This is a genomic window from Streptomyces sp. NBC_00210, from assembly GCF_045160975.1.
GTDB lineage: Bacteria > Actinomycetota > Actinomycetes > Streptomycetales > Streptomycetaceae > Streptomyces.
The window spans coordinates 3,908,996-3,929,240 of the sequence record NZ_CP108120.1 but is presented as its reverse complement, the minus strand read 5'-3'; the positions used below and the strand labels follow the sequence as shown (position 1 = coordinate 3,929,240).

Below are 20,245 nucleotides of genomic sequence, written 5' to 3'. Positions count from 1 at the left end.
ATGGCGACAGGCTCGGCGGAAGGCCAGGAAGGCCGGCTGATCGCGGGCCGCTACCGGCTCCGCTGCCTCCTCGGCGCAGGGGGCATGGGGGAGGTGTGGCGGGCCGAGGACCAGCGACTCGGTCGGCAGGTCGCCGTGAAACTGATCAGACCTGCCGCACGGCGCCATCGTGCCGGTTCCGAGGGAGACCCGGATCGCGTCCGCAGGACGGCCCGGTTCCGGCGCGAGGCGAAGATCACGGCGGTCCTCTCCGGCCATCCCAACATCGTCACGGTGTACGACTTCGGCGAGGATCCGCTGCACGTGGTCATGGAACTCGTGCAGGGCACGCCGTTGGACGTCCGGATCCGTCTGGAAGGGCCCCCGGCCCAGGCCGAAGTGGTCGAATGGGGTGTCCAGGTCTGTGACGCCCTGGCGACCGCGCACGCAGCAGGTGTCGTGCACCGGGACCTCAAGCCGTCCAACCTCATCCTCACCGGCGCACGCACCGTCAAGGTTCTGGACTTCGGGGTCGCCGGACTGCTGGAGGGCGGGCCCGGACCGGTGGCGGCCGACCTCACCGCGCTGACTGCCAGCGGCATGTTCGTCGGAACTCCGCCGTATGCCGCCCCGGAGCAGATCCGGGGGCGTCGGGTCGACCTGCGCGCGGATCTGTACTCCCTCGGTTGTCTGCTGTACGAACTCACCGTGGGAGAACCACCGTTCGGGACGGGACCCGAGGGTGACGTCGTCGCCCGGCACCTGACGGAGGAGCCGTCCGGACTCCAGTTGCGCAGACCGGAGGTGTCCAGCGTTTTCGAACGCCTCGTCCTCGACCTGCTGGCCAAGGAACCCGACGCCCGCCCGGCGGATGCGCTGACCGTGCGGGACCGACTCGCACGGCTCGCCGCTCTTCCGCATCCGGCACTGGGCTCGGACGCCGCCGGGAATTCCGTCCTGAGCCCCGCAGCCGGGCCCAGCCGGACTGGTGGACTTCGACTGGCGCGGGTGTTCGATCTGCAGGCTCTCGACGGTGGGCCCGCCATCGGGGCGGCTCACGAGCGCATCACCTCGGCCGAGGAGCGGACCGCCCTTCTGAGCTGCCTGCGCGATGCGCCTGCCGCCGTGCTCCTCTCGCCCGAGCCGGACCGTGTCGCCCCCGAATGCGGCCGCGTGGTGCCCGCCGGCTTCCGCACCGACGGAACATGGGTCTGGTCCGACCAGATTGCGTACTACCTCGATCGTTACGGCTACGCGCCCGAGCCCGAACTGCGGCGGTACTTCGCCACGCGACCGGAGCGGCGGCCCCAGGCCACGGCCCGGCTGCGCAGTGAAGCCGCCAGACTGGTGCTCGCCGAGCCTGAAGGTTCCCTGACGGGACGTCCCTCCTCCGCGACCAGGTCCGCCCGTACATAGGCCTGCCAAGGGCTCGCGTGCACACATCCTCGTCGGCGGGTTCGGGGCGCCGGCTGGGGGCCATCCTCGGAATCACCGAGCCCACCAAACCCGATACCCCACCGGCTTGTGCGGTGTTGGCGGACGACCACGACTTCTTGGCGCAGTTCGAGCGGGAGGAACTGCAACCGACGGGACGGGACCGCAAGCGCGAGGAGTACTTTCAGCGGCACGCTCAGCTGCGCCGCCGGGCGGCGACGCAGCCTCTTATGCCGTTCCGGGGCCAGCCCCATTGACTTCCCTCCCTCGCGTTGGTTGAGTGGCTCATCCACTGATCCAATGGGAGGGACGGCATGGAGGCACTGCCCCGCGAAACCATCGTCGATGTCCTGGAGGGCCGGCTGCGCGAGGACATCCTCGCGGGGCGACATCCCGCCGGGAGTTATCTGCCGCCCGAGCGGCAGCTCGCCGACGGCTACGGCGTCACCCGCACCACCCTCAAGCACGCCTTCGGGCGGCTGGTGCAGGCGGGTTTGCTGGAGACCAAGCACGGGGTGGGGACCCGGGTGCGGGACTATGCGCGGCTCGGTGGTGCCGACTTGTTGCCCATGCTCGTGCGGCACAGCCCGGACTGGATCGGCGAGATATTCGAAGTGCGGCGCACTGTCGGCGCGTTGATCGCCGCGCGGGCCGCCGCGCGGGCGACCCAGCAGCAGCGGGACGAGTTGCGCGGGCTGTTGGAGGCCGTGCGGCTGGCCGAGGGCGGGGACGGGGCGCAGCTGGCCGACATCGAGGTGCATCGGGCGTTGGCGCGTGCCACCGGGAATCGGGTCTATGCGCTGCTGACCAACACCCTCTTCAACGCGTATCTGCCGGTGCGGGCCGCGCTCGTGGGGCCTTTCCTCGACGCCGGTGTGGCGCACGACCGGCTGGAGCCCGTCGTCGAGGCCGTCGCCGCGGGTGATGAGGATGGCGCGCGGCGGGCCGCCGAGGCCTATCTGACCGCTACTGAGCGGATCATGCTGGAGGGGCTCGCGTGAGCGACAGGGGGACCGATTTCAGGGAGACCATGCTCGGTCTCGTCCAGTTCGAGGGCGAGGGCCGTACCCGCCGCATGCGGCTCGACCTGTGTGTTGCCGCGGACCGGCTCCTGCGGGGCCTCGGCACCACCGAGGCGCGGGCATCCGGGCGGGTCCGCATCGCCGGGCGGTGTGACGATCCGGGCGCCGAAGGCGAGTTGGAGATCTCGCCGATCGCCAGACGGCGTATCCGCTACCGGATTTCTTTCACCGCCGACGGCCGTCGGCTCACCCTCGACGGCTGGAAGTCCGTGTCGCCGCGCAGGCCGGTGAGGTCGATGACCGTGCTGCCTTTCACGCTGTACGAGGGCAGCGTCCGGGTCGGTGCGGGCACGCTGCGCTTCCCGCTGGCGACCGGGCTCGCGCCGTTTCTCGCCAGTTTCCGTTTTCCGCGGCGCGAGGAAGCGGATCGGCTCATGGCGCCCCGCTGGAACGGCGCGCCCGGCCGGACCGAGGTCTGGTACACCACCGCGACCGATCCGGCGACCGGGACCGGGCTGTGGCTGCACCATGAGCTCACCGCGCCCGCCGACGGAGCGGAGCCGTACGCGCACGGCTGGGCCGCCGTGTTTCCCAAGGACGGGCCGGTGGTGCATGCCCGCTTCGGGCCCGCCAAGTGGACCCGCAATGAGCACGGCTTCACGGCGGATGGGGTTTGCGTCACGTCCGGTTGGTTGATCGGGGCGGCCGGGGGGCTTCGCTGGGACCTCGCCGAAAAGAACCAGGACGCGCCGCTGTTCACCTTCCCCCGCTGGTCGTGGCGGCGGCCCCTGCTGCCCGCCGCGCAGATCCTTCCCGCCGCGCGTGCGTCGTACGACGGGACGCTCTCCTACGGTGACATGAGCCTGACACTCGACAGCGCGCCCGGTGCCTCCGCACGGATCTACGGGCACGGCAACGCGCGTCGCTGGGCCTGGTTGCACGCCGATCTCGGCAAGGGGGACGTGCTGGAGATCGTGGCCGCCGTCTCCATGCGGCCGGGGCTGCGCCGGCTGCCGCCGCTGGTCTTTCTGCGGCTGCGACGGCGTGGCCGCACCTGGCCGCGGCGGGCCGAGCGTACGGCCGTCGGCTGGGGCGGGATCGGGCGGTTCCGTGCCGCTGTCGGGCTGCCCACCTGGACGGTGACCGGGCGCGCCGGCCTGCGGCGTATCCGCGTCGAGGTCACCCAGCCCGAGGAGCGGACACTGGCGCTCGACTACACCGACCCCGACGGCTCCCACGCGATCTGTCGCAACAGCGAAAGCGCCGACGCGCATGTCCTGTTGGAGCGGTGGTGGTGGGGCGGGTGGCGTACGGAGGCCGAGTGGACCCTCGCAGGCACGGCGCACGCGGAGGTGGGCACCCGATGAGTCTCGACGGGCTCGTGGCCGCGCTCATCGCCGATGACGGCACCGCCGGCTGGCCCGCGCGCGTCCCGAGGAGGGTGGAGTCCGTCCTCGACTCGATGCCGCTGCCCGCACGTGTCGGAGTACGGGCGGCGGCCGGCGCCCTCGACGCGTACGCCATGGCGCGCACCGGCCGCAGGCTCGCCGCCCTCACCGGCACCGAGCGGGAGGCGGTGCTCGGCTCCCTCGGCGGGCGCCCCGCGCTGCTGCCGCTCCTCGACGTGCTCAAGGTGCCTGTGCTTCTGGCGGCAGGAACCGAGCGGATGCTCCAAGGAGACGTGCACGCACCCCGGTTGACACGGGAGGATCCCTCGCTCGATTGCACACCCGGGGATGCGTGGCCCGCCCGCTCCACCGCCGACGTCGTCGTCATCGGGTCCGGCGCCGGCGGGGCCATGGCCGCCCGGACCCTCGCCCGCGCCGGTCTCGAGGTCGTCGTACTGGAGGAAGGGCAGCATCACTCGACGGCCTCCTTCGGGAAGCGCACTCCACTCGACCGGTTCGCCGAGCTCTACCGGGACGGCGGAGCCACCGTCGCCGTGGGCTCCCCGCCCCTGCTGCTGCCCGTGGGGCGCGCCGTCGGCGGCACCACGGTCGTCAACTCAGGTACCTGCTACCGCACTCCGGACCATGTGCTCAGCCGCTGGACGGCCGATTTCGGGTTCTTGATCGCCGAACGCTTCGGGCCGTACCTCGACGAGGTCGAACGCACGCTGCGCGTGGCGCCCCAGCCGCTCGACGTCCTCGGGAACAACGGCCGCCTCGCGCTCGCGGGGGCCGAACGCCTCGGCTGGCGGGCCGCGCCGCTACGCCGCAACGCGCCCGGCTGCAAAGGCTCCTGCCAGTGCGTGGTCGGCTGCCCCACCGGCGCCAAACAGAGTGTGCAGCTGTCCGTACTGCCCGACGCCTGCGCCGCGGGTGCCCGCATCGTCACCGGCGCACAGGTCCGGCGGATCCTCGTGGACGGCGACCGCCCCGGCGGCCCGCGGGCGGCCGGTGTGCGCGTACGGCGCGAGGGCGGAGGCGAGTTCGAGATTCTGGCTCCGCTGATCGTCGTGGCCGCGGGTGCCCTGCAGTCGCCGCCCCTGCTGCGCCGCTCGGGCCTGGGCGGGCATCCACGGCTCGGCCGGAACCTCAGCGTCCACCCCGCGACCAGCGTCGCCGGGCGGTTTGCAGAGCCCGTCACCGCATGGGAGGGAGTCCTGCAGAGCGTGGGCGTGGAGGAGTTGCACGACGGGGGCGTGCTGATCGAGGCCACCGCGACGCCGCCCGGGATGGGTTCCTTCGTACTGCCCGGCCTGGGCAGCGAGTTGCGTCGCGAGCTGGAGAACGCCGACCGGCTCGCCACGCTCGGAGCCATGATCGCCGACCGTCCGTCCGGCCGTGTGCTCGGCCGCGAACGGACCCTGCTCCGCTACGACCTGGACCGGCGCGACGCGGACCGGCTGATGCGATCCGTACGCGCCATGGGGCAGCTCCTCTTCGCCGCGGGCGCGGAGGAGGTCCTCACCGGAATTCCTCTCGCGCCCCGCGCCCGCACTCTGGCCGAGCTCGACGACACTCTCCGGCGTGTGACGTCACGGCAGCTGCATCTGTCCGCGTACCACCCCACCGGCACGGTCGCCGCGGGCGCCGATCCGCAGCACTTCCCGGCCGACGCCGCCGGGCGGCTGCGCGGCGTGCGTGGGGTGCTGGTCGCCGACGGCTCGGTGCTGCCCGGCTGTCCCGAGGTCAATCCGCAGCTCAGCATCATGGCCGCGGCACTGGCGGTCGCCGACGCCCACCTCGTACGGGAGCGGTAGCCGGCGATCTTCGATTAGCGGTCCTGACCTGGGGTTTCCTGCTCCTTTCGCGGTCACCTGTCACACACTCGCGCCGGCGCGGGTCATACCCGTGATGGACCACGAACAGGATGAGGAGCACACCATGAACGAAGGCATCAAGACGGTCATCTACCCCGTCAGGGACCTCGCGAAGGCCAAGGCCCTGTTCACCGAACTCCTCGGGGTGGAGCCGATCATGGACGAGGCCTATTACGTCGGCTACAGGGTCGCGGGCCAGGATGTCGGTCTGGACCCCAATGGCCACAGCAAGGGGATGACCGGCCCGGTCGGCTACTGGCACGTCGACGACATCAGGGCGAGCGTGAAGGCCCTCATCGACGCCGGGGCCGAGGAACAGCAGGAGGTCCAGGACGTCGGTGGCGGAAAGCTGACCGCCGTGGTGAAGGACGCGGACGGCAACATCATCGGGCTTCTCCAGGCCGCCTGAGGCCAAGGGCCGGACGGCCCGCGCCGCGGTAGGCACCCGAGGACCGGCACGCGGGCGCTCGCCGTGCCCCGCGCGCCGGTCCCTGGGGTCAGTCGCCCAGGATCTCCAGGTCGAGCAGCGCCAGCTGTTCCGGGTCGGCCAGGATGTCGATCGCGGCGATCCGGCCCTGCCTGATCGTGAAGCCGAAGACGACGCGGGGCTGTCCGCCCGGGGCCCAGACCAGACCGGCGGCGCCGTTGATGAGGGCAGGCTGCGCGGCCTTGGCGCGCCCCGCGAAGGTGTCTGCCACGGCCGTCGCGCCGCGGGCCCCGGCCGCGCCCGACAGAACGGCCGCGCTGTCGGCCCGCAGGACGACGTCCGGGTCGAGAAGCGCGAGCAGGGCCTCGAATTCGCCGCCGCGGGAGGCGGCGAGGAAGGCCCCGACGACCTCCCGCTGCCGCGAGACATCGATCTCGGGAGCGGCCGGCGCACCCTGCACCCGGCGGCGGGCGCGGCTCGCGAGCTGCCGGGTCGCGGCCGTGGAGCGCTCAACGATGGGTGCGATCTCCTCGAAGGGCACGGCGAACATGTCGTGCAGTACGAAAGCGAGCCGCTCGGCGGGGGTGAGGGTGTCGAGGACCACCAGCAGGGCCAGGCCGACCGAGTCGGCGAGCACCGCCTGATGCTCGGGGTCGGCGGTGTCCTGGCGGCCGACGGCCGGTTCGGGCCGGTCGGCGTCCCAGGGGTCCTCGCGCCGCGTCTCGCGCGAGCGCAGCATGTTGAGGGACACCCGTGCGACGACGGTCGTGAGCCAGCCGCCGAGGTTCTCCACGTCGCCGGTGTCGGACCGGCTCAGGCGCAGCCACGCCTCCTGAACCGCGTCTTCGGCCTCGCCGGTCGAGCCGAGCATCCGGTACGCCACGGCCCGCAGCCGGGCACGGTGCTCCTCGAAGCGCTCCGCCAGAAACTCGTTCTCGTCCATCGGGCGCATTCCTTCGGTCATGTTCCTGCGTTCACATACCTTCGGTCATGTTCCTGCGTTCACATACCTTCGGTCATGTTCCTGCGGTCACACACCTGCGGTCACATTCCTCTGTTGCGACGTGTCATAGGAGAGACCCACGAGACCGAGCCGATGTGACACGCGAACGGCAATCATGGCGCGAAAGGAGGACCGATGACCGGCACCGAGTATGTGCTGCGGCCGATCGGCGTGGTCGAGTCACCGTTGGTGGACTTCGACAAGGCGCCGAAGCAGGGTGACGAGGGGGCGCCCGACGCCTGGCTGGTGTTCGAGCCCAGTGTGCGCGAAGGGCTGCGTGACCTGGCGGCTGGATCCGAGGTCATGGTGCTCACCTGGCTCGACCGCGCGAGCCGCGATGTCCTGGTGGTGCACCCGCGCGGCGACGCGGCACGGCCAAAGACGGGTGTGTTCTCCACCCGTTCCCCCGCCCGCCCGAATCCCATCGGGCTGCACCGGGTGCGGATCCTGTCCATCGAGGGCATGAGGGTGTGCGTAGCGAACCTCGAGGCGCTGGACGGCACGCCCGTGCTCGATGTGAAGCCTGTACTCGACGAAGGAGTTGAACGGTGATGGCCCCACTGCCCCGCCCCCCGAAAGAGCGCAAGCAGGACACGCTGGACCGGCTGGAGAAGGACACCGACGCGTGGGTCGCCACGGCCGACGCGGAAAGCGGTACGCCGTACATGGTGCCGCTGTCCTTCCTGTGGGACGGCGAGACCCTGCTGGTGGCGACACCGGCGTCCAGCCCGACCGGCCGGAATCTGCGGGCCACCGGACGGGTCCGCATCGGCATCGGACCGACCCGCGACGTCGTCCTCGTCGAGGGGGAGGCCGACACGCTGACGGCCGACGGGCTCGGGGAGGACGTCGGCGACGCCTTCGCGGTCAAGACCGGTTTCGACCCGCGCCAACTCGTCAGCCCGTACCTCTACTTCCGTATCCGTCCGCGACGGGTCCAGGCCTGGCGCGAGGCCAATGAGCTGGACGGCCGCGAGCTGATGAGGGAGGGGCGCTGGCTGGTCGACTGACTGATCCCTGGTCGGCGTGACGACCACACCGAGGCCCGGGATGCCGGGCTTTGCTGCGGACCCGGCCGCGGCGGCGACACTCCCCCGAGTGTGGCTGGCCACGCCGAGCACCACCAGGGCCGGATCCGATGCACCGATCCAAACAGTCACCCCCAACAGATCGCTAACATGTGGCCAACGCTTGGCTTATTGACGCCCTAGGAAGGCGCCTGTGACTGGTGGGGAGGACGCGGATGCGGTTCGGGCTGCTCGGCCCCCCGGCCGTGCACGGCTCCGCCGGTGAGCCGCGCCCCCTGCGCAGCGCCAAGGCCCGTGCCCTGCTTGCCGCGTTGCTGCTGCGGGCGAATCGCGTCGTTCCCGTCGGCGAGCTCAAGGCCGCTCTCTGGGGCGACGACCCGCCCGCCTCCGCCCATGCCTCCCTGCACAACCATGTGACCCGGCTGCGCCGGCTGCTCGCCGAGGACGACCGGCTGCGGGCAGTGCCGCCCGGCTATCTGCTCCGGGTCGAGCCGGGGGAGCTGGACACCGAGGTCTTCGAGGAGCAGGTGCGCACCGCCCGGGCGGCGCACGGCCGCGGGGACTGGGAGGCCGTCGCCGAGGCCGCCCGCGCCGGGCTCGCGCTGTGGCGCGGCACCCCGCTGGCCGGGCTCTACGACCCCGAGGAGGGCACTCCCGCCCTCGCCCAACGGCTGCGGGAGTCACGGCTGCTGATGCTGGAGTGGCGGTACGACGCCGATCTCGAGCTCGGCCGCCATGACGGCCTCGGGCCCGAACTGGCCGCGCTGATCGCGGAGTTCCCCCTGCGTGAGGCATTCCACCGGCAGCTCATGCTGGCCCTGCACCGTACGGGCCGGCAGGCCGAGGCGCTCGCCGCGTATCAGTCGCTGCGCGCCACGCTCGTGGAGGAATTGGGCGTCGACCCGGGCCCGGTCGTGCAGGAGGCCCACCAGGAGGTGCTCCGTACCCCCGCCGCCGCGGTCGAGTCCCGGCCGCCGCGTCCCGCCCAACTGCCGCCCGCACCGGCTCACTTCACCGGGCGCGACGCGTTCGTCGCCGACCTCTGCAAGACGCTGACCAGCCCGGGCGAGGGTCCCGCCGTGGTCTCCGGCATGGCCGGAGTCGGCAAGTCCGCGCTCGCGGTGCATGTCGCCCACGCGCTGCGCGATCAGTTCCCCGACGGGCAGCTGTACTTCAACCTGCACGGTGCCACCCCCGGCGTGACCCCGCTCGAACCGGGCCAAGCGCTCTCCGGGCTGCTGCGCGACCTCGGCGTCGACCCCCGGCAGGTGCCCGACCACATGGACGCGGCAGCCGCCCTGCTGCGGTCCACCCTCGCGCCGACCCGGACCCTTCTCGTACTCGACGACGCGGCCTCCGCCGCGCAGGTGCGGCCGCTGCTGCCCGCCGGGCCCGGTTGCGCGGTGGTCGTCACCAGCCGTTCCCCGCTGACCGCGCTCGACGGCGCGGCCCGCTTCCCGCTCGCGCCGCTGTCCGCCGAGGACAGCGGGACGCTGCTGCGGGCGGTCTCGGGCCGCGGCCTCGACGAGGGCCTGGAGCGGCTGGTCGAACGCTGCGGCCGGCTGCCCCTCGCGCTGCGCGTCGTCGCCGCCCGCCTCGCCGCCCGCCGTGCGCTCACCCCGCACGTACTCGCCGGTCTCCTCGACGCCGAGGCCGGCCGGCTCGACCACCTCGAGTACGACGACCTGAGCGTGCGCGGCTCGCTCGCGGTCGCGTACGACGGCCTCGATGCGGACGCGGCGCTCGCGCTGCGCCGCCTCGGCGCGGTGGACCTGCCCGAGTACGGCGCCCCCGCCGTCGCCCGGCTGATGGACAGCGACGAGCGGCGTGCCGTGGGAGCCCTCGACCGGCTCGTCGATGTGGCGCTGCTCGAAGAGGTCTCGTACGGACGCTTCGTCCCGCACGATCTCGTACGGGACTTCGCCCGCGAACTCGCCGAACGGGACGACGGCCGGCAGCAGGCGGCCGACCGCGTCCTGCGCTGGTACGCCGAGGCCGCCCGCCAGACGGGCGTGGCCCTGCTCCCGCGCGGCCCCGAGGCGGAGCTCCGGCTGCCTGAGCCGATCGGTGAGGCGGCCCCCTTCGACACCCCCGAAGCGGCCCTGGCCTGGGGCGATCTCGAACTGGTCAATCTGGTCGCGCTCACCGAGCGGTACGCCGCAGCCTCCAGGACGGTGCTGCTGCTCGTACGGTCCTGCTTCACCTATCTCCAGCACCGCGGCAGACCCCAGGAGCTGGCTGCCCTCAACCGCGTTGCCCTGGACGCCGCCCGTGCCTCCGGCGACCCCGAGACCGAGGCGCACGCCCTGAGCGACCTGGCCGGGATGAACTTCCTCACCGGCAGGCCCGAACGGGCCCTGCCGCTGAACGAGGAGGCGATCGCCGTCTGGCGCGCGCTCGGCAACGAACGCCGTTTGCAGCGCGGCCTCGGCAACCGCGGCATGCTGCTGGAGAGCCTGGGCCGCCACAAGGAGGCGGCCGAGGCACTGGAATCCAGCCTGGAGCTCGCCCGCAGGCTCGGCGACGCGCACGCAGAGGCGATCGTGCTGAGCCATCTGGGCAATCTGTACGAGCACAGCGACGCCCGGGCGGCCATCGCGTACCACGAACGCAGCCTCGAAGCCGGGGTGCGCCTTGCGAGCGACATGCTCCAGGAGACCGCTCACTGCAATATCGGCTACGCCTACCTCACCCTCGGCGAACCGGCCTCGGCCGCCGCGCACTTCGACGAGAGCCTGCGCATCCTCGGCGACGACGGCCACTGGCACGGCCAGTCCCAGACCCGCGTCGGCCGGGTCCGCGCACTGCGGGGCCTCGGCCGCACCGAGGAGGCCGCCCGCGAGTGCGCCCTCCTGCTGGAACGCGCCGAGTCGCGCACCGACGCCTACATGGTGGGGCTCGCCCGCCACCAGCGCGGTCTGCTGCTGCAGTCCGAGGGGCGCGAGGACGAGGCGCGTGAGCAGTGGCGGCTGGCGGTGGCGACGCTGGAGGCGTTCGACGGGGCGTACGAGTCGACGCTCGGCGAGCTGCGGGAACTGCTTGGCCGCTCGCTGACCGCCTGAGCGTTTCCTGTGAAACATTCCCTCGGTGCCACCGCGTCGATGAGATGAAGGGGTGAGAGACCCCGCTCGACACAACGGTGATGAACGGGGAGGGCATGAGACAGTCCCGCGCGGACGAGTTCATGGAATTCGCAGCCGGTCGCACAGGCCATCTCTTTCGCTCCGCATGTCTGCTCACCAGCGGCGACACCCATCTCGCCGAGGATCTGGTGCAGGAGACGCTGAGCCGGATGTATGTGGTGTGGGGCCGGATGGCGCGGGTGGACAACCCTGCGGCGTACTCCCAGACCGTCCTGGTACGGGCGTTCCTCAGCCACCGCCGGCGGCGCTCGGCCACCGAGCGCCCGCTGGCCGAGGTGCCGGACGCAACTGCGGCACCGGGCACCGACCAGGAGGTGCGGCTGTCCCTGCTGACGGCGCTGGGGGAACTGGCGCCGAAGGACCGGGCGGTGGTGGTGCTGCGGTACTGGGAGGACCGCAGCATCGAGGAGACCGCCGAGGCGATGAACGCGAGCACGGCCGCGGTACGGACCCGGTCGACGCGGGCGCTGGCGAAACTGCGGGCCGTGCTGGGCACGAGCCTGGCCGAGTTCGTCGCGCCGTGACCCGATCCGATCCGACCCGATCCGATCCGACCCGAGCAATCCCCCGGACTTACCCAGAACTGGTGGTTCCCCATGTCTTTCGAGGACGAACTCGGCGAGGCGCTGCGCCGTATCGGCAACACCTTCGACAGCGACCAGCAGACTCTGCTCACGTCGGGCCTGCAACGCGGCCGGCGGACGGTCCGCCGCAGACGCGTCCTCGCGGTCACGGCGAGCGTGGTGGCCCTGGGGCTGATGGGTTCGGGGGCGTACGCGGGCGGACTGCTCGACGAACTCCGCGGGACCGAGGTCGCCAAGGAGGCGCCCTCGGTGGACAGCGGCCGGGTCTTCGAGATCTGGAAGAAGCTGGTCCCGAAGGGGACGTTCAGCCAGGAGCGGGTGCTGCCGCGGAAGGCGGGGGAGTACGCGCATGTGTCGTTCGTGTACGACGACGGCAAGGGGGCGGGTCTCGTCGAGTTCCGGATGGGCGAGTTCGACCCGCGGCAGGCCACAGAGAACTGCCCTCCGGGCAACGACGCGAAATGCTCCTCCAGGACGGCGTCGGACAGCGCCCGGAATCTGTATGTCGAGAGTCACAAAGCCCCTTACACCACGCTCGAAACCAAGTCCGTGCGGAAGCAGATCGTCACGCCCGAGGGCTTCTTCGTCGAAGCCACCGTGTGGAACACCCCCGACCCCAAGCAGGCCACGGGGACTCGGAAGGTGCCGGTCATGTACGACCTGAACCGGCTCAACGCCAACGAGTGGCGGGAGGAGCTGAAGAAGTTCCCCAAGCCGGATCCGCTGCTGGGTGAGCCCGCGATGAACCCGGCCTTCGTCGCGCCGTCCGCCAAGGTGTCCGGCGCTCAGTTGATCGGCACGCTCAAAGGGCTGCTGCCGAACGGCACGATCAGCGCGGAGAAGGGCCGGGGCACGGGTGACCAGTTGGGCCCGGCCGCCTCGGTCGTGCACGACGACGGTAAGGGCAGGGCCGCCATTGACGTCAGGCTGTACCGCGTCGACCCGGACGGTTACTCGACCCGGCAGTACACCATGTGCCGGACGACCGGCACCTCGATCCCGTACGACAAGTGCAAGAGGGAGAAGCTCCCGGACGGGTCCGTCGTGCGGGTCTACCAGCTCGACTACAGCGTGAAGAGACAGGACAGGAAAGAGTGGCGGGCCACCTATGTCTCGCCGCGCGGGGACATGGTGGAGGTCGTCGAACGGGACGGCGTCGCGGCAGAGGGCCCGGCGACGCGGGACGAGCCGCCGCTCTCGCGTGCGCAGGTGAGGGCATTGGCGATGTCTCCTCAGTGGCGCACCGCGCTCAACGAACTGCCGGTTGCGCCGAAGGAGACGGTCGGCGGTCCCACCCGGCCCACCTGGGACCAGGTCTTCATGGAGGCGCGGAACCTGGGCTCTGTGCGCCGTTACATCAAGAACGGGCACTCCCACGAAAGGGTGTGTGCCGGCGCGTGCTGGTCGCAGAACATCGTCAACAGCGACGGCCTGGGACCCGGAATGATCCAGATCGGCTTCGACGACAGCAAGGTGAACAAGGGCACGGAAGAACGTGTCAGCGTCCGGCAGGAGCGGGTGGAGGGCGGCGGTAAGGGCGTGATCCGCTGGATCGTCACGGGCAGCCGACCGGGCGGCCGCGAGGTGATCGTGACCGCCTACAACGCGCCCGGCCCGGATGCCGACGCGACGCGCAACAGCCCACCGATCAATGTGCCGATGCTCAAGATGATCGCGCTGGACAACGAGTGGAACAACAAGGTCTACCTCAGGGCGGCCGAGGAGACGCTTCCCACCGGCTGACTCACTTCGCGTCGGCGTAGCACTGAACCACCGCCGTCGTGAACGGAAAACGCACCGGAGTCTCCCCGAAGGCGATCCGCCCGGCCAGCTCCCCGGCCGCGCGGATCGCCTGTGCGACCTCGTCCGCCTCCTCGGCCGGGCAGTGCACGATTACCTCGTCGTGCTGGAAGAAGACCAGCTCCGCGCGCATGCCCGCCGTCGCCTGCCGCAGCGCGGCCAGAAGCAGCAGCGCCCAGTCCGCCGCGCTGCCCTGCACCACGAAGTTACGGGTGAAACGGCCCCGCGCCCGGGCATTCGACGACGCGTAGCCGGGCGTGAACCCGCCTTCCTGGGACGGAAGTTCCCCCTGGGGCGGGAGTTCCTCCTGCGGGATGCCCGCCTCGTCGTCCTCGCCCGACCCCACCGCGCGCGGGCTGGTGCGGCCCAGCCAGGTGCGTACCAGACGGCCTTCCTCGCCCGCCCGCGCCGCCTCGTCCACATACGACACGGCGAGCGGGAATCTGCGCCGCAGCATCGCCAGGTTCTTCAGGCCGTCGCCCGACGTCTGGCCGTAGATCGCGCCCAGCAGGGCGACCTTGGCGTGGTCGCGGTCGCCGGAGAAGGCCCGGTCCGACAGGGCCTTGTACAGATCGCCCTCGTGGCCCGCGACCTCCATCAGGCCCCGGTCGCGCGAGATCGCGGCCAGCACCCGCGGCTCCATCTGGTCGGCGTCGGCGACCACCAGACGCCAGCCCTCGTCCGCGACCACCGCGCGACGGATCACCTTCGGTATCTGAAGTGCCCCGCCGCCGTTGGTCGTCCAGCGGCCCGAGACCGTGCCGCCGGGCAGATACTCGGGCCGAAAGCGCCCGTCCCGCACCCAGTCCTGGAGCCAGCTCCAGCCGTGCGCCGTCCAGATCCGGTACAGCTTCTTGTACTGGATCAGGGGCTTCACCGCCGGGTGGTCGATCTCCTCCAGCTCCCAACGGCGCGTCGACTTCACCTTGATACCGGCCTGGCCGAACGCCTTCACCACGTCCGCGGGCAGATCGGGGCGCACCCGGCGTCCGAACGCCTCCGACACCTCGTCCGCCAGCTCCGCGAGGCGGCGCGGCTCGCCCCCGCCCGCATACCGCTCGCCCAACAGCTCGTGCAGCACCTGGCGGTGGACGTCCGCGCGCCACGGCAGCCCCGCGCGGTTCATCTCCGCGGCCACCAGCATCCCCGCCGACTCCGCGGCCGTCAGCAGCCGCATCCGCCCGGGGTGCTCGGCGGCCTCGTGTCTTCGCTGCTGGTCGGCGTAGACATCGAGCAGGGCATCGAGCGGTACGGGCACGGGCTGCGGCTCGAAGAGCGAGGACTGCGAGCCCGGTTCGGCCCCGCGCTGCGGCGGATCGGGCGGTACGGGGCTGTTCCGCAGCCGGGCCCAGGCGGCCGCCGCCGACCGGGGCTCCCCCAGACGTCCTTCGTGGCCGAGCAGCAACAGCTCCGCGTCCTCGATGTCGTAACACCGCTCGACGCGCACGCCGGCCGCCAGCAGGCGTGGATAGATCTCGGCGGTGGAGCGCCAGACCCACCGGCCCACGTCCGGCCGGGAGCGGACGGCCCCGACCAGATCGGGCTCCTCCTGGACGGGCCCGGCGGGCAGCCCGTCGGAGCCGAGGGGGACGAGCCGCGCCCCGTCGCCCTCCGCAGCCGCCAGAGCCCATCGTTCGCCCATGGGTTCGAGTGTGGCAGCCGCCACTGACAATCGCCGGGTCCGACAGCTACGCCACGGCGTGGAACAGCGCCGAGGCCTCGCCCCGCGACGCGACCCCCAGCTTGGTCAGGATGTTCGCGACATGGAACTTCACCGTCGACTCGCTGATGTGCAGCTCCTGCGCGATCACGCGGTTGCGGTGCCCGCGGGCCAGCTGCGTCAGCACCTCCAGTTCACGCGCCCCCAGCGAGCCGAGCGGATCGGTGGGCATGGGCTGGGGCGTCCCCAGCGGGAACGTCGCCGTGATCGTCGTGCCCCAGCCCGGCACCGCGTCCACGTCCAGCCGCCCGCCCAGCGCGTCGAGCCGCTCCCCGACCCGGTGGGCGCCGAGCGCGCAGGAGGTGAGCTCGCCGGGGCCGTCGTCCCGTACCGTCACGCGCAGCTCGGTCTCGGTCAGATGCCAGCCGACATGGATCCGGCCGAGCCGGTCCTGTTCGAGGACGGTCAGCAGCAGGGCCCGTGCGACCGCGCGCGCCGCGTGCGCCACATCGGCGGCCAGCGGCCGGGCGGTGTCCGGGGCACCCAGCTCAAGACGGACCGGGCTGTAGCGCAGCATCGGCCGCAGCGAGTCCGCGAGCCGGGCGAAGGCCTGTCCGGCGGGCTCCTCGGCGACTGCCTGGTCCCGTTCCCGTTCGGTCCGCAGCTCCACCAGTGCGGTGACGGCGAGGTCGACGGCGGCGGCGCGGGCGGCGCTGTCGTCGAGACCCCGGCTGCGCAACACTCCGAGCAGTCCGGACAGCGCGGTCGCATGAGTCTCGGTCAGCTCGGCGATCACCCTGGCCCGTTCGCCGGCCGAGGCCCGCGACTGGGCCAGCGCACCCGGCACCGCTTCGGTGGCGAGCCGGTCGAAGTGGCTGGTCACCAGGTCCCACATGGCCTGTACGACGGCGGTGTCGGGCGCGGCGATGACGCTGTCCGCACTCCGTACGAGCACGAGCAGGGCCCCTCGCGCGGTCGCGTCGCTGGCCACCGCGAGCACCGGGTACTGGGTCCCGCCGATCTGCGCCGTGCCCTGCCAGGACTGTCCGGCGGGCACCGATGCGACCAGCGGATGCAGGTCGGCGGCGGTGATCCGGCCGGCCGGTGAACCGCTCTCGCCGTGCGTTTTGAACGGCGAGTGCGCGCAGTGCGTGGAGAGCTCGGCCGCGGCCAGATGCGGGACGAGCCCGTGCAGGGTCGCGGACAACCGGGGCAGGATTTCGCCCAGCGGCTGCCGGATCACCTCGTAGGCGGCGGCCAGGACGGACGCGGCGGGCGTGGATCCGGTGAGTTCCATGACGGCCAGCGTACGACCGCGGGCGGCGCGGGCGGCTGTCCCTTCGGCCAGGTCGAACCGTCCGAAAGGCGGGCCGGGTATGGCCACCCGGGGATCGAATGTTGAACCCGGCGGAAGGAGCCAGACATGGAAGCGATCGTCTTCGAAGAGTTCGGCGGACCCGACGTGCTGCGCCTCACGGAGGCCGCGGAGCCGCACGCGGGACCGGGACAGGTACGGGTGAGGGTCAAGGCTGTGGGCGTCAACCCGGCTGACTACAAGATCCGTTACGGCTGGATGCAGCAGGTCTTCCCGACGTCGCTGCCCGCGACTTTGGGTCTGGAGTTCGCCGGGATCGTCGACGAGGTCGGCGAGGGCGTGAACGGCGCCGCCGTCGGCGACGAGGTCCTGGGGTGGACCGTTGCCGGGGCGTACGCCCAGTACGCCCTGGCCGAGTCGTTCGCCCCCAAGCCTGCCGGGCTCGGCTGGGCGGAGGCGGCGGCCCTGCCGGTCGCGACCGAGACCGCCCAGCGGGTGCTCGACCTGCTCAAGGTGCAGGCGGGCGAGACTCTGCTGCTGCACGGGGCCGCGGGCGCGGTCGGCGCGGCCGCCACCCAGCTCGCGGTGGCGGCGGGCGTGACGGTCATCGGCACGGCCTCTCCGGCCGGTCACGACTATCTGCGGGAACTGGGCGCGACCCCGGTGGCGTACGGAGACGGTCTTGCCGAGCGGGTGCGCGCGGCGGCTCCCCAGGGTGTGGACGCCGTCTTCGACGCGGCGGGCAAGGGGGTGCTGCCGCTCTCGATCGAACTGCGCGGGGGCACGACCGAGCGGATCGTCACCATCGCGGACCCGGAGGCGCAGGCGCACGGGGTGACGTTCTCGGGGGGCGGCACGGAGCGGCCCGAGATAGCGCTTGCGGGCCATGCCCGACTGGCGGCCGACGGGCGGCTGCGGATTCCGGTGGTGGAGGTCTTCCCGCTGGCGGAGGCTTCGAAGGCGCATGCGCTGAGCGAGACGGGCCATGTGTGGGGGAAGCTGGTGATCACCCCGTAGCGGGCGCCCTGCGTGACCACCGGTCCCGCGATCTCCCTGTCGGTCGGCCTCTCTAGGATCGAGCGAGTTGTTCGAGCTGAACCAGGGGTGGGAAATCGTGGTACGAAGTCGAGGCCAAAGACGCGTTGTGGGCGCGGGGCTGGTCCCTGCGGCCCTGCTGATGGGGGTGCTGAGCGGCTGCTCGTCGGAGCCGAAGCCGGACCGGCCGACGGGCGCTGCGAAGACCACGGCGAAGGACACGGCGAAGGACACGGCGAAGGACACGGCGAAGACCGGGACGCCGACCGCGGCCAAGGGCGGCACGGTCGGGGGCGCGGGCTCGCCGTGCGCCCTGCCCGTCTCGTTCGACCTCGCCGCCGACTGGAAGCCGAAGGCGGTCAGGGACGACCCCACCTTCGGGCTGACCAAGCAGGGTCCCGTCACGCTCGTCTGCGAGATCGACGCGAAGCCCGCCGGGCACATCGGCTTCATCCGTGTCTGGACCGGGGGCGCCGTTGGCGACGACCCGCGCAAGGCGCTCGAAGCCTTCGTCGCCGAGGAGGCGAAGAGCCGGGACAAGGTCGTGTACTCGCAGACGAAGGCGGGCGAGTACGCGGCGGCCGAGGTGAACTACCTCAACACCAACGAGTTCCTGGATGAGCCCAAGAAGGAGCGGGCGCTCGCCTTCACCACGGGAAAGGGCGTGGTCGTCGTGCATCTGGGCGGACTGGACTCCGAGGAGCACGAGGCGATGCTCCCGGCGTACGAACTGGCGAAGAAGAGCGTCCGCAACGCGTGACGCAGGGGGCGCGTCGTACATCCCCCTCCGCCGCGCGGCGGAGCGGGATGCTCCCGTACGGCGATGTGGCGCACCTGCCCCCGGCCGGAGCATGAACGCATGCTGAAGGTGAGTGCTCTTGAGAACGTGCCGCGCTGGGCAGTGCTCGCGGCCCACGCCGTCCCTCTGGTCACCCTGCCGTCGGGCCTGTGGCGGATCGCCCTGGCCGCGGGGGTGCCCGTGCTCGACGGTGCCGTCCCGAACGGGGGCGAGGCCCTCTACATCGTCATGCTCAGTGTGGTCTCCGAGTGCCTCGCGCTGCTGACGCTCGGTCTGGTCCGGCCGTGGGGCGAGGTGGTCCCCGGCTGGATCCCGCTGCTCGGCGGACGGCGGGTGCGACCGCTTGCCGCGGTGGTCCCCGCCCTGCTGGGCGCGAGTGGGCTGCTCGGGCTGTGCGCGTGGTCGTTCTATGCGCAGTTCGCCGGTCTCGGCGAGGGATTCGGCGCCGGGCCGTTCCAGGACGCGCTGATGGTGGCCTGCTACGCACCGCTGCTGGCCTGGCCTCCGCTGCTGACGGCGGTGACGATCGCGTACCACCGGCGCAGGCGCGAGAGCCTGGCGACGGCCTGAGCGCAGCAGGGGGGCGCCCTCGGGGGCCTGTCATACCCGCCTGGGATCATCGGTACGTGAGCACGGTCGAGAAGGCGCTGGCAGGCGCGCTGTACGTGGAGGACGACTCGGCGCTGGACACCGCGGCCTCGCTGCTCGCGGCGGACCCGGCCGCCGATGCGGAACTGCGGCAGCGCGGCGAGGAGTTCGTGCGCCGGGCGTGGGAGCGGGGCTGGCAGCCGGCCGATGTCGTACGGCTCGTGAGGCGCGACCTCGACGAGACGCACGAGCGGCTGGCCGCCGAGCTGATCACGGGGGAGAGCAGGCGGTACGAACACCCCACCCCGCGCTGGACGGCGCAGCTCACCGAGCTGGCGGCGTACGTCCCGTACCGCGCCGACCGCTTCTCGTACGCCACGGCGGTGCTGGAGCTGTACCGGCTGCTGGTCCGGCTGCCTTCCATCGAGCCGGTCGGCCCGGTGCCCGGCGCGTCCGCCCTGCACGTGGCCCCGTCGGCGGGGGAGCCGCGGATGCTCAGCCGTATCCGTGCCCTGCTCGCCAAGGCGGAGGCGACGGGCTACCCGGACGAGGCGGAGGCGCTCACCGCCAAGGCGCAGGAACTCATGGCCCGCCACAGCGTCGACGAGGCCCTGCTCGCGGCGCGGACCCATCGCCCGGACGCCCCGGCGGCCTGCCGCATCGGCGTGGACGCGCCGTACGAGACGGCCAAGGCGATCCTGCTGGACGCGGTCGCCTCCGCGAACCACTGCCGTGCCGTGTGGAACAGCGCCTTCGGTTTCTCGACGGTCGTCGGCTTCGAGGCCGATCTGGAGGGGGTCGAGCTGCTGTACACCTCACTGCTGGTGCAGGGGACGGCGGCGATGACGCGGGCGGAGACGGGCCAGCGCGCCGGTGGCCGCAAGCGGACGAAGACTTTCCGGCAGTCGTTCCTGGTGGCGTACGCGAGCCGGCTCGGCGAACGCCTGGCGGCGGCGAGTGGAAGCGTGACCGCCGCCGCGGATCTGCTGCCCGTGCTGGCGTCCCGGGACGTGGCGGTCACGGATCGCGCGGACCAGATGTTCCCGCAGACGACGAGCACGCGGGTGCGCGGGGTGACGGACCTGGCGGGCTGGGAGCACGGCACGACGGCGGCGGACGGCGCGCACATGCCGAAGGCGCACCCTCAGCTTCCTTGACGACTT

General features: G+C 72.0%; 17 protein-coding genes. 14 read left to right on the top strand and 3 right to left on the bottom strand.

Features of this window, described 5'->3' with window-relative positions:
* The 5 genes from OG729_RS17830 to OG729_RS17810 all read left to right on the top strand — a co-directional run bounded on the left by OG729_RS17830 (position 1) and on the right by OG729_RS17810 (position 6,109).
* Positions 1-1,395: a serine/threonine-protein kinase gene (locus OG729_RS17830; RefSeq protein ID WP_405811167.1), complete on the top strand. Its 1,395-nt coding sequence runs from the start codon at positions 1-3 to the stop codon at positions 1,393-1,395.
* 332 nt (positions 1,396-1,727) lie between these two features.
* Positions 1,728-2,414 carry an FCD domain-containing protein gene (locus OG729_RS17825; protein WP_360871206.1) on the top strand — a complete coding sequence of 229 codons (687 nt, stop codon included), beginning with the start codon at positions 1,728-1,730 and terminating at the stop codon, positions 2,412-2,414.
* Positions 2,411-3,802, top strand: a complete 1,392-nt coding sequence (locus tag OG729_RS17820) for a hypothetical protein (protein WP_405807021.1) — start codon at positions 2,411-2,413, stop codon at positions 3,800-3,802. Before OG729_RS17825 ends, OG729_RS17820 begins: the two co-directional genes overlap by 4 nt.
* Entirely contained in the window at positions 3,799-5,640 is a 1,842-nt protein-coding gene (locus tag OG729_RS17815) for an FAD-dependent oxidoreductase (protein ID WP_405807019.1), read from the top strand. The genes OG729_RS17820 and OG729_RS17815 overlap by 4 nt, the downstream gene beginning before the upstream one ends.
* Before the next feature lie 124 nt (positions 5,641-5,764).
* Positions 5,765-6,109, top strand: coding sequence for a VOC family protein (locus tag OG729_RS17810; RefSeq protein ID WP_360871213.1), 345 nt, complete (start codon positions 5,765-5,767; stop codon positions 6,107-6,109).
* 88 nt (positions 6,110-6,197) lie between these two features.
* On the opposite strand, the gene OG729_RS17805 is transcribed toward OG729_RS17810, so the two are convergent.
* Positions 6,198-7,070, bottom strand: a complete 873-nt coding sequence (locus OG729_RS17805; protein ID WP_360871216.1) for a sigma-70 family RNA polymerase sigma factor — start codon at positions 7,068-7,070, stop codon at positions 6,198-6,200.
* 195 nt (positions 7,071-7,265) lie between these two features.
* On the opposite strand from OG729_RS17805, the gene tsaA reads away from it, so the two are divergent.
* The 5 genes from tsaA to OG729_RS17780 all read left to right on the top strand — a co-directional run bounded on the left by tsaA (position 7,266) and on the right by OG729_RS17780 (position 13,628).
* Positions 7,266-7,682, top strand: a complete 417-nt coding sequence (gene tsaA / locus OG729_RS17800; RefSeq protein ID WP_360871219.1) for a tRNA (N6-threonylcarbamoyladenosine(37)-N6)-methyltransferase TrmO — start codon at positions 7,266-7,268, stop codon at positions 7,680-7,682.
* Entirely contained in the window at positions 7,682-8,140 is a 459-nt protein-coding gene (locus OG729_RS17795; RefSeq protein WP_405807016.1) for a pyridoxamine 5'-phosphate oxidase family protein, read from the top strand. Before tsaA ends, OG729_RS17795 begins: the two co-directional genes overlap by 1 nt.
* A 233-nt stretch (positions 8,141-8,373) precedes the next feature.
* Complete coding sequence (locus tag OG729_RS17790) at positions 8,374-11,220, top strand: BTAD domain-containing putative transcriptional regulator (RefSeq protein ID WP_405807015.1); 2,847 nt, start codon at positions 8,374-8,376, stop codon at positions 11,218-11,220.
* Between the two features lie 95 nt (positions 11,221-11,315).
* The gene (locus OG729_RS17785; RefSeq protein ID WP_360871225.1) at positions 11,316-11,825 is read left to right on the top strand and encodes a SigE family RNA polymerase sigma factor; all 510 of its coding nucleotides are present in this window, start codon (positions 11,316-11,318) and stop codon (positions 11,823-11,825) included.
* Positions 11,826-11,897: 72 nt separating this feature from the next.
* Positions 11,898-13,628, top strand: coding sequence for a hypothetical protein (locus OG729_RS17780; RefSeq protein WP_405807013.1), 1,731 nt, complete (start codon positions 11,898-11,900; stop codon positions 13,626-13,628).
* A gap of 1 nt (position 13,629) precedes the next feature.
* Here the strand turns inward: OG729_RS17780 and OG729_RS17775 are convergent, their stop codons facing one another.
* Together OG729_RS17775 and OG729_RS17770 are read right to left on the bottom strand one after the other, a co-directional pair.
* Positions 13,630-15,327, bottom strand: coding sequence for a bifunctional 3'-5' exonuclease/DNA polymerase (locus OG729_RS17775; RefSeq protein ID WP_405807012.1), 1,698 nt, complete (start codon positions 15,325-15,327; stop codon positions 13,630-13,632).
* A gap of 46 nt (positions 15,328-15,373) precedes the next feature.
* Positions 15,374-16,642 carry a LuxR C-terminal-related transcriptional regulator gene (locus tag OG729_RS17770; RefSeq protein WP_405807010.1) on the bottom strand — a complete coding sequence of 423 codons (1,269 nt, stop codon included), beginning with the start codon at positions 16,640-16,642 and terminating at the stop codon, positions 15,374-15,376.
* 126 nt (positions 16,643-16,768) lie between these two features.
* On the opposite strand from OG729_RS17770, the gene OG729_RS17765 reads away from it, so the two are divergent.
* The 4 genes from OG729_RS17765 (at position 16,769) to OG729_RS17750 (ending at position 20,239) form a co-directional block, all read left to right on the top strand.
* Positions 16,769-17,677: an NADP-dependent oxidoreductase gene (locus OG729_RS17765; RefSeq protein ID WP_405807008.1), complete on the top strand. Its 909-nt coding sequence runs from the start codon at positions 16,769-16,771 to the stop codon at positions 17,675-17,677.
* Between the two features lie 127 nt (positions 17,678-17,804).
* The gene (locus tag OG729_RS17760) at positions 17,805-18,455 is read left to right on the top strand and encodes a lipoprotein (protein ID WP_405807007.1); all 651 of its coding nucleotides are present in this window, start codon (positions 17,805-17,807) and stop codon (positions 18,453-18,455) included.
* 99 nt (positions 18,456-18,554) lie between these two features.
* Complete coding sequence (locus OG729_RS17755; RefSeq protein WP_405807006.1) at positions 18,555-19,064, top strand: hypothetical protein; 510 nt, start codon at positions 18,555-18,557, stop codon at positions 19,062-19,064.
* A 56-nt stretch (positions 19,065-19,120) separates the two neighbouring features.
* Positions 19,121-20,239, top strand: a complete 1,119-nt coding sequence (locus tag OG729_RS17750) for a DUF2786 domain-containing protein (RefSeq protein WP_405807005.1) — start codon at positions 19,121-19,123, stop codon at positions 20,237-20,239.
* Positions 20,240-20,245 lie beyond the last annotated feature (6 nt).

Coding starts and splice junctions, on each gene's coding strand:
- OG729_RS17775 (WP_405807012.1), bottom strand. CDS start 15,327: ATGGGCGAACGATGGGCTCTGGCGGCTGCGGAGGGCGACGGGGCGCGG.
- OG729_RS17780 (WP_405807013.1), top strand. CDS start 11,898: ATGTCTTTCGAGGACGAACTCGGCGAGGCGCTGCGCCGTATCGGCAAC.
- OG729_RS17795 (WP_405807016.1), top strand. CDS start 7,682: ATGGCCCCACTGCCCCGCCCCCCGAAAGAGCGCAAGCAGGACACGCTG.
- OG729_RS17785 (WP_360871225.1), top strand. CDS start 11,316: ATGAGACAGTCCCGCGCGGACGAGTTCATGGAATTCGCAGCCGGTCGC.
- OG729_RS17790 (WP_405807015.1), top strand. CDS start 8,374: ATGCGGTTCGGGCTGCTCGGCCCCCCGGCCGTGCACGGCTCCGCCGGT.
- OG729_RS17830 (WP_405811167.1), top strand. CDS start 1: ATGGCGACAGGCTCGGCGGAAGGCCAGGAAGGCCGGCTGATCGCGGGC.
- OG729_RS17825 (WP_360871206.1), top strand. CDS start 1,728: ATGGAGGCACTGCCCCGCGAAACCATCGTCGATGTCCTGGAGGGCCGG.
- OG729_RS17755 (WP_405807006.1), top strand. CDS start 18,555: ATGCTGAAGGTGAGTGCTCTTGAGAACGTGCCGCGCTGGGCAGTGCTC.
- OG729_RS17770 (WP_405807010.1), bottom strand. CDS start 16,642: ATGGAACTCACCGGATCCACGCCCGCCGCGTCCGTCCTGGCCGCCGCC.
- OG729_RS17810 (WP_360871213.1), top strand. CDS start 5,765: ATGAACGAAGGCATCAAGACGGTCATCTACCCCGTCAGGGACCTCGCG.
- OG729_RS17765 (WP_405807008.1), top strand. CDS start 16,769: ATGGAAGCGATCGTCTTCGAAGAGTTCGGCGGACCCGACGTGCTGCGC.
- OG729_RS17815 (WP_405807019.1), top strand. CDS start 3,799: ATGAGTCTCGACGGGCTCGTGGCCGCGCTCATCGCCGATGACGGCACC.
- OG729_RS17805 (WP_360871216.1), bottom strand. CDS start 7,070: ATGGACGAGAACGAGTTTCTGGCGGAGCGCTTCGAGGAGCACCGTGCC.
- tsaA (WP_360871219.1), top strand. CDS start 7,266: ATGACCGGCACCGAGTATGTGCTGCGGCCGATCGGCGTGGTCGAGTCA.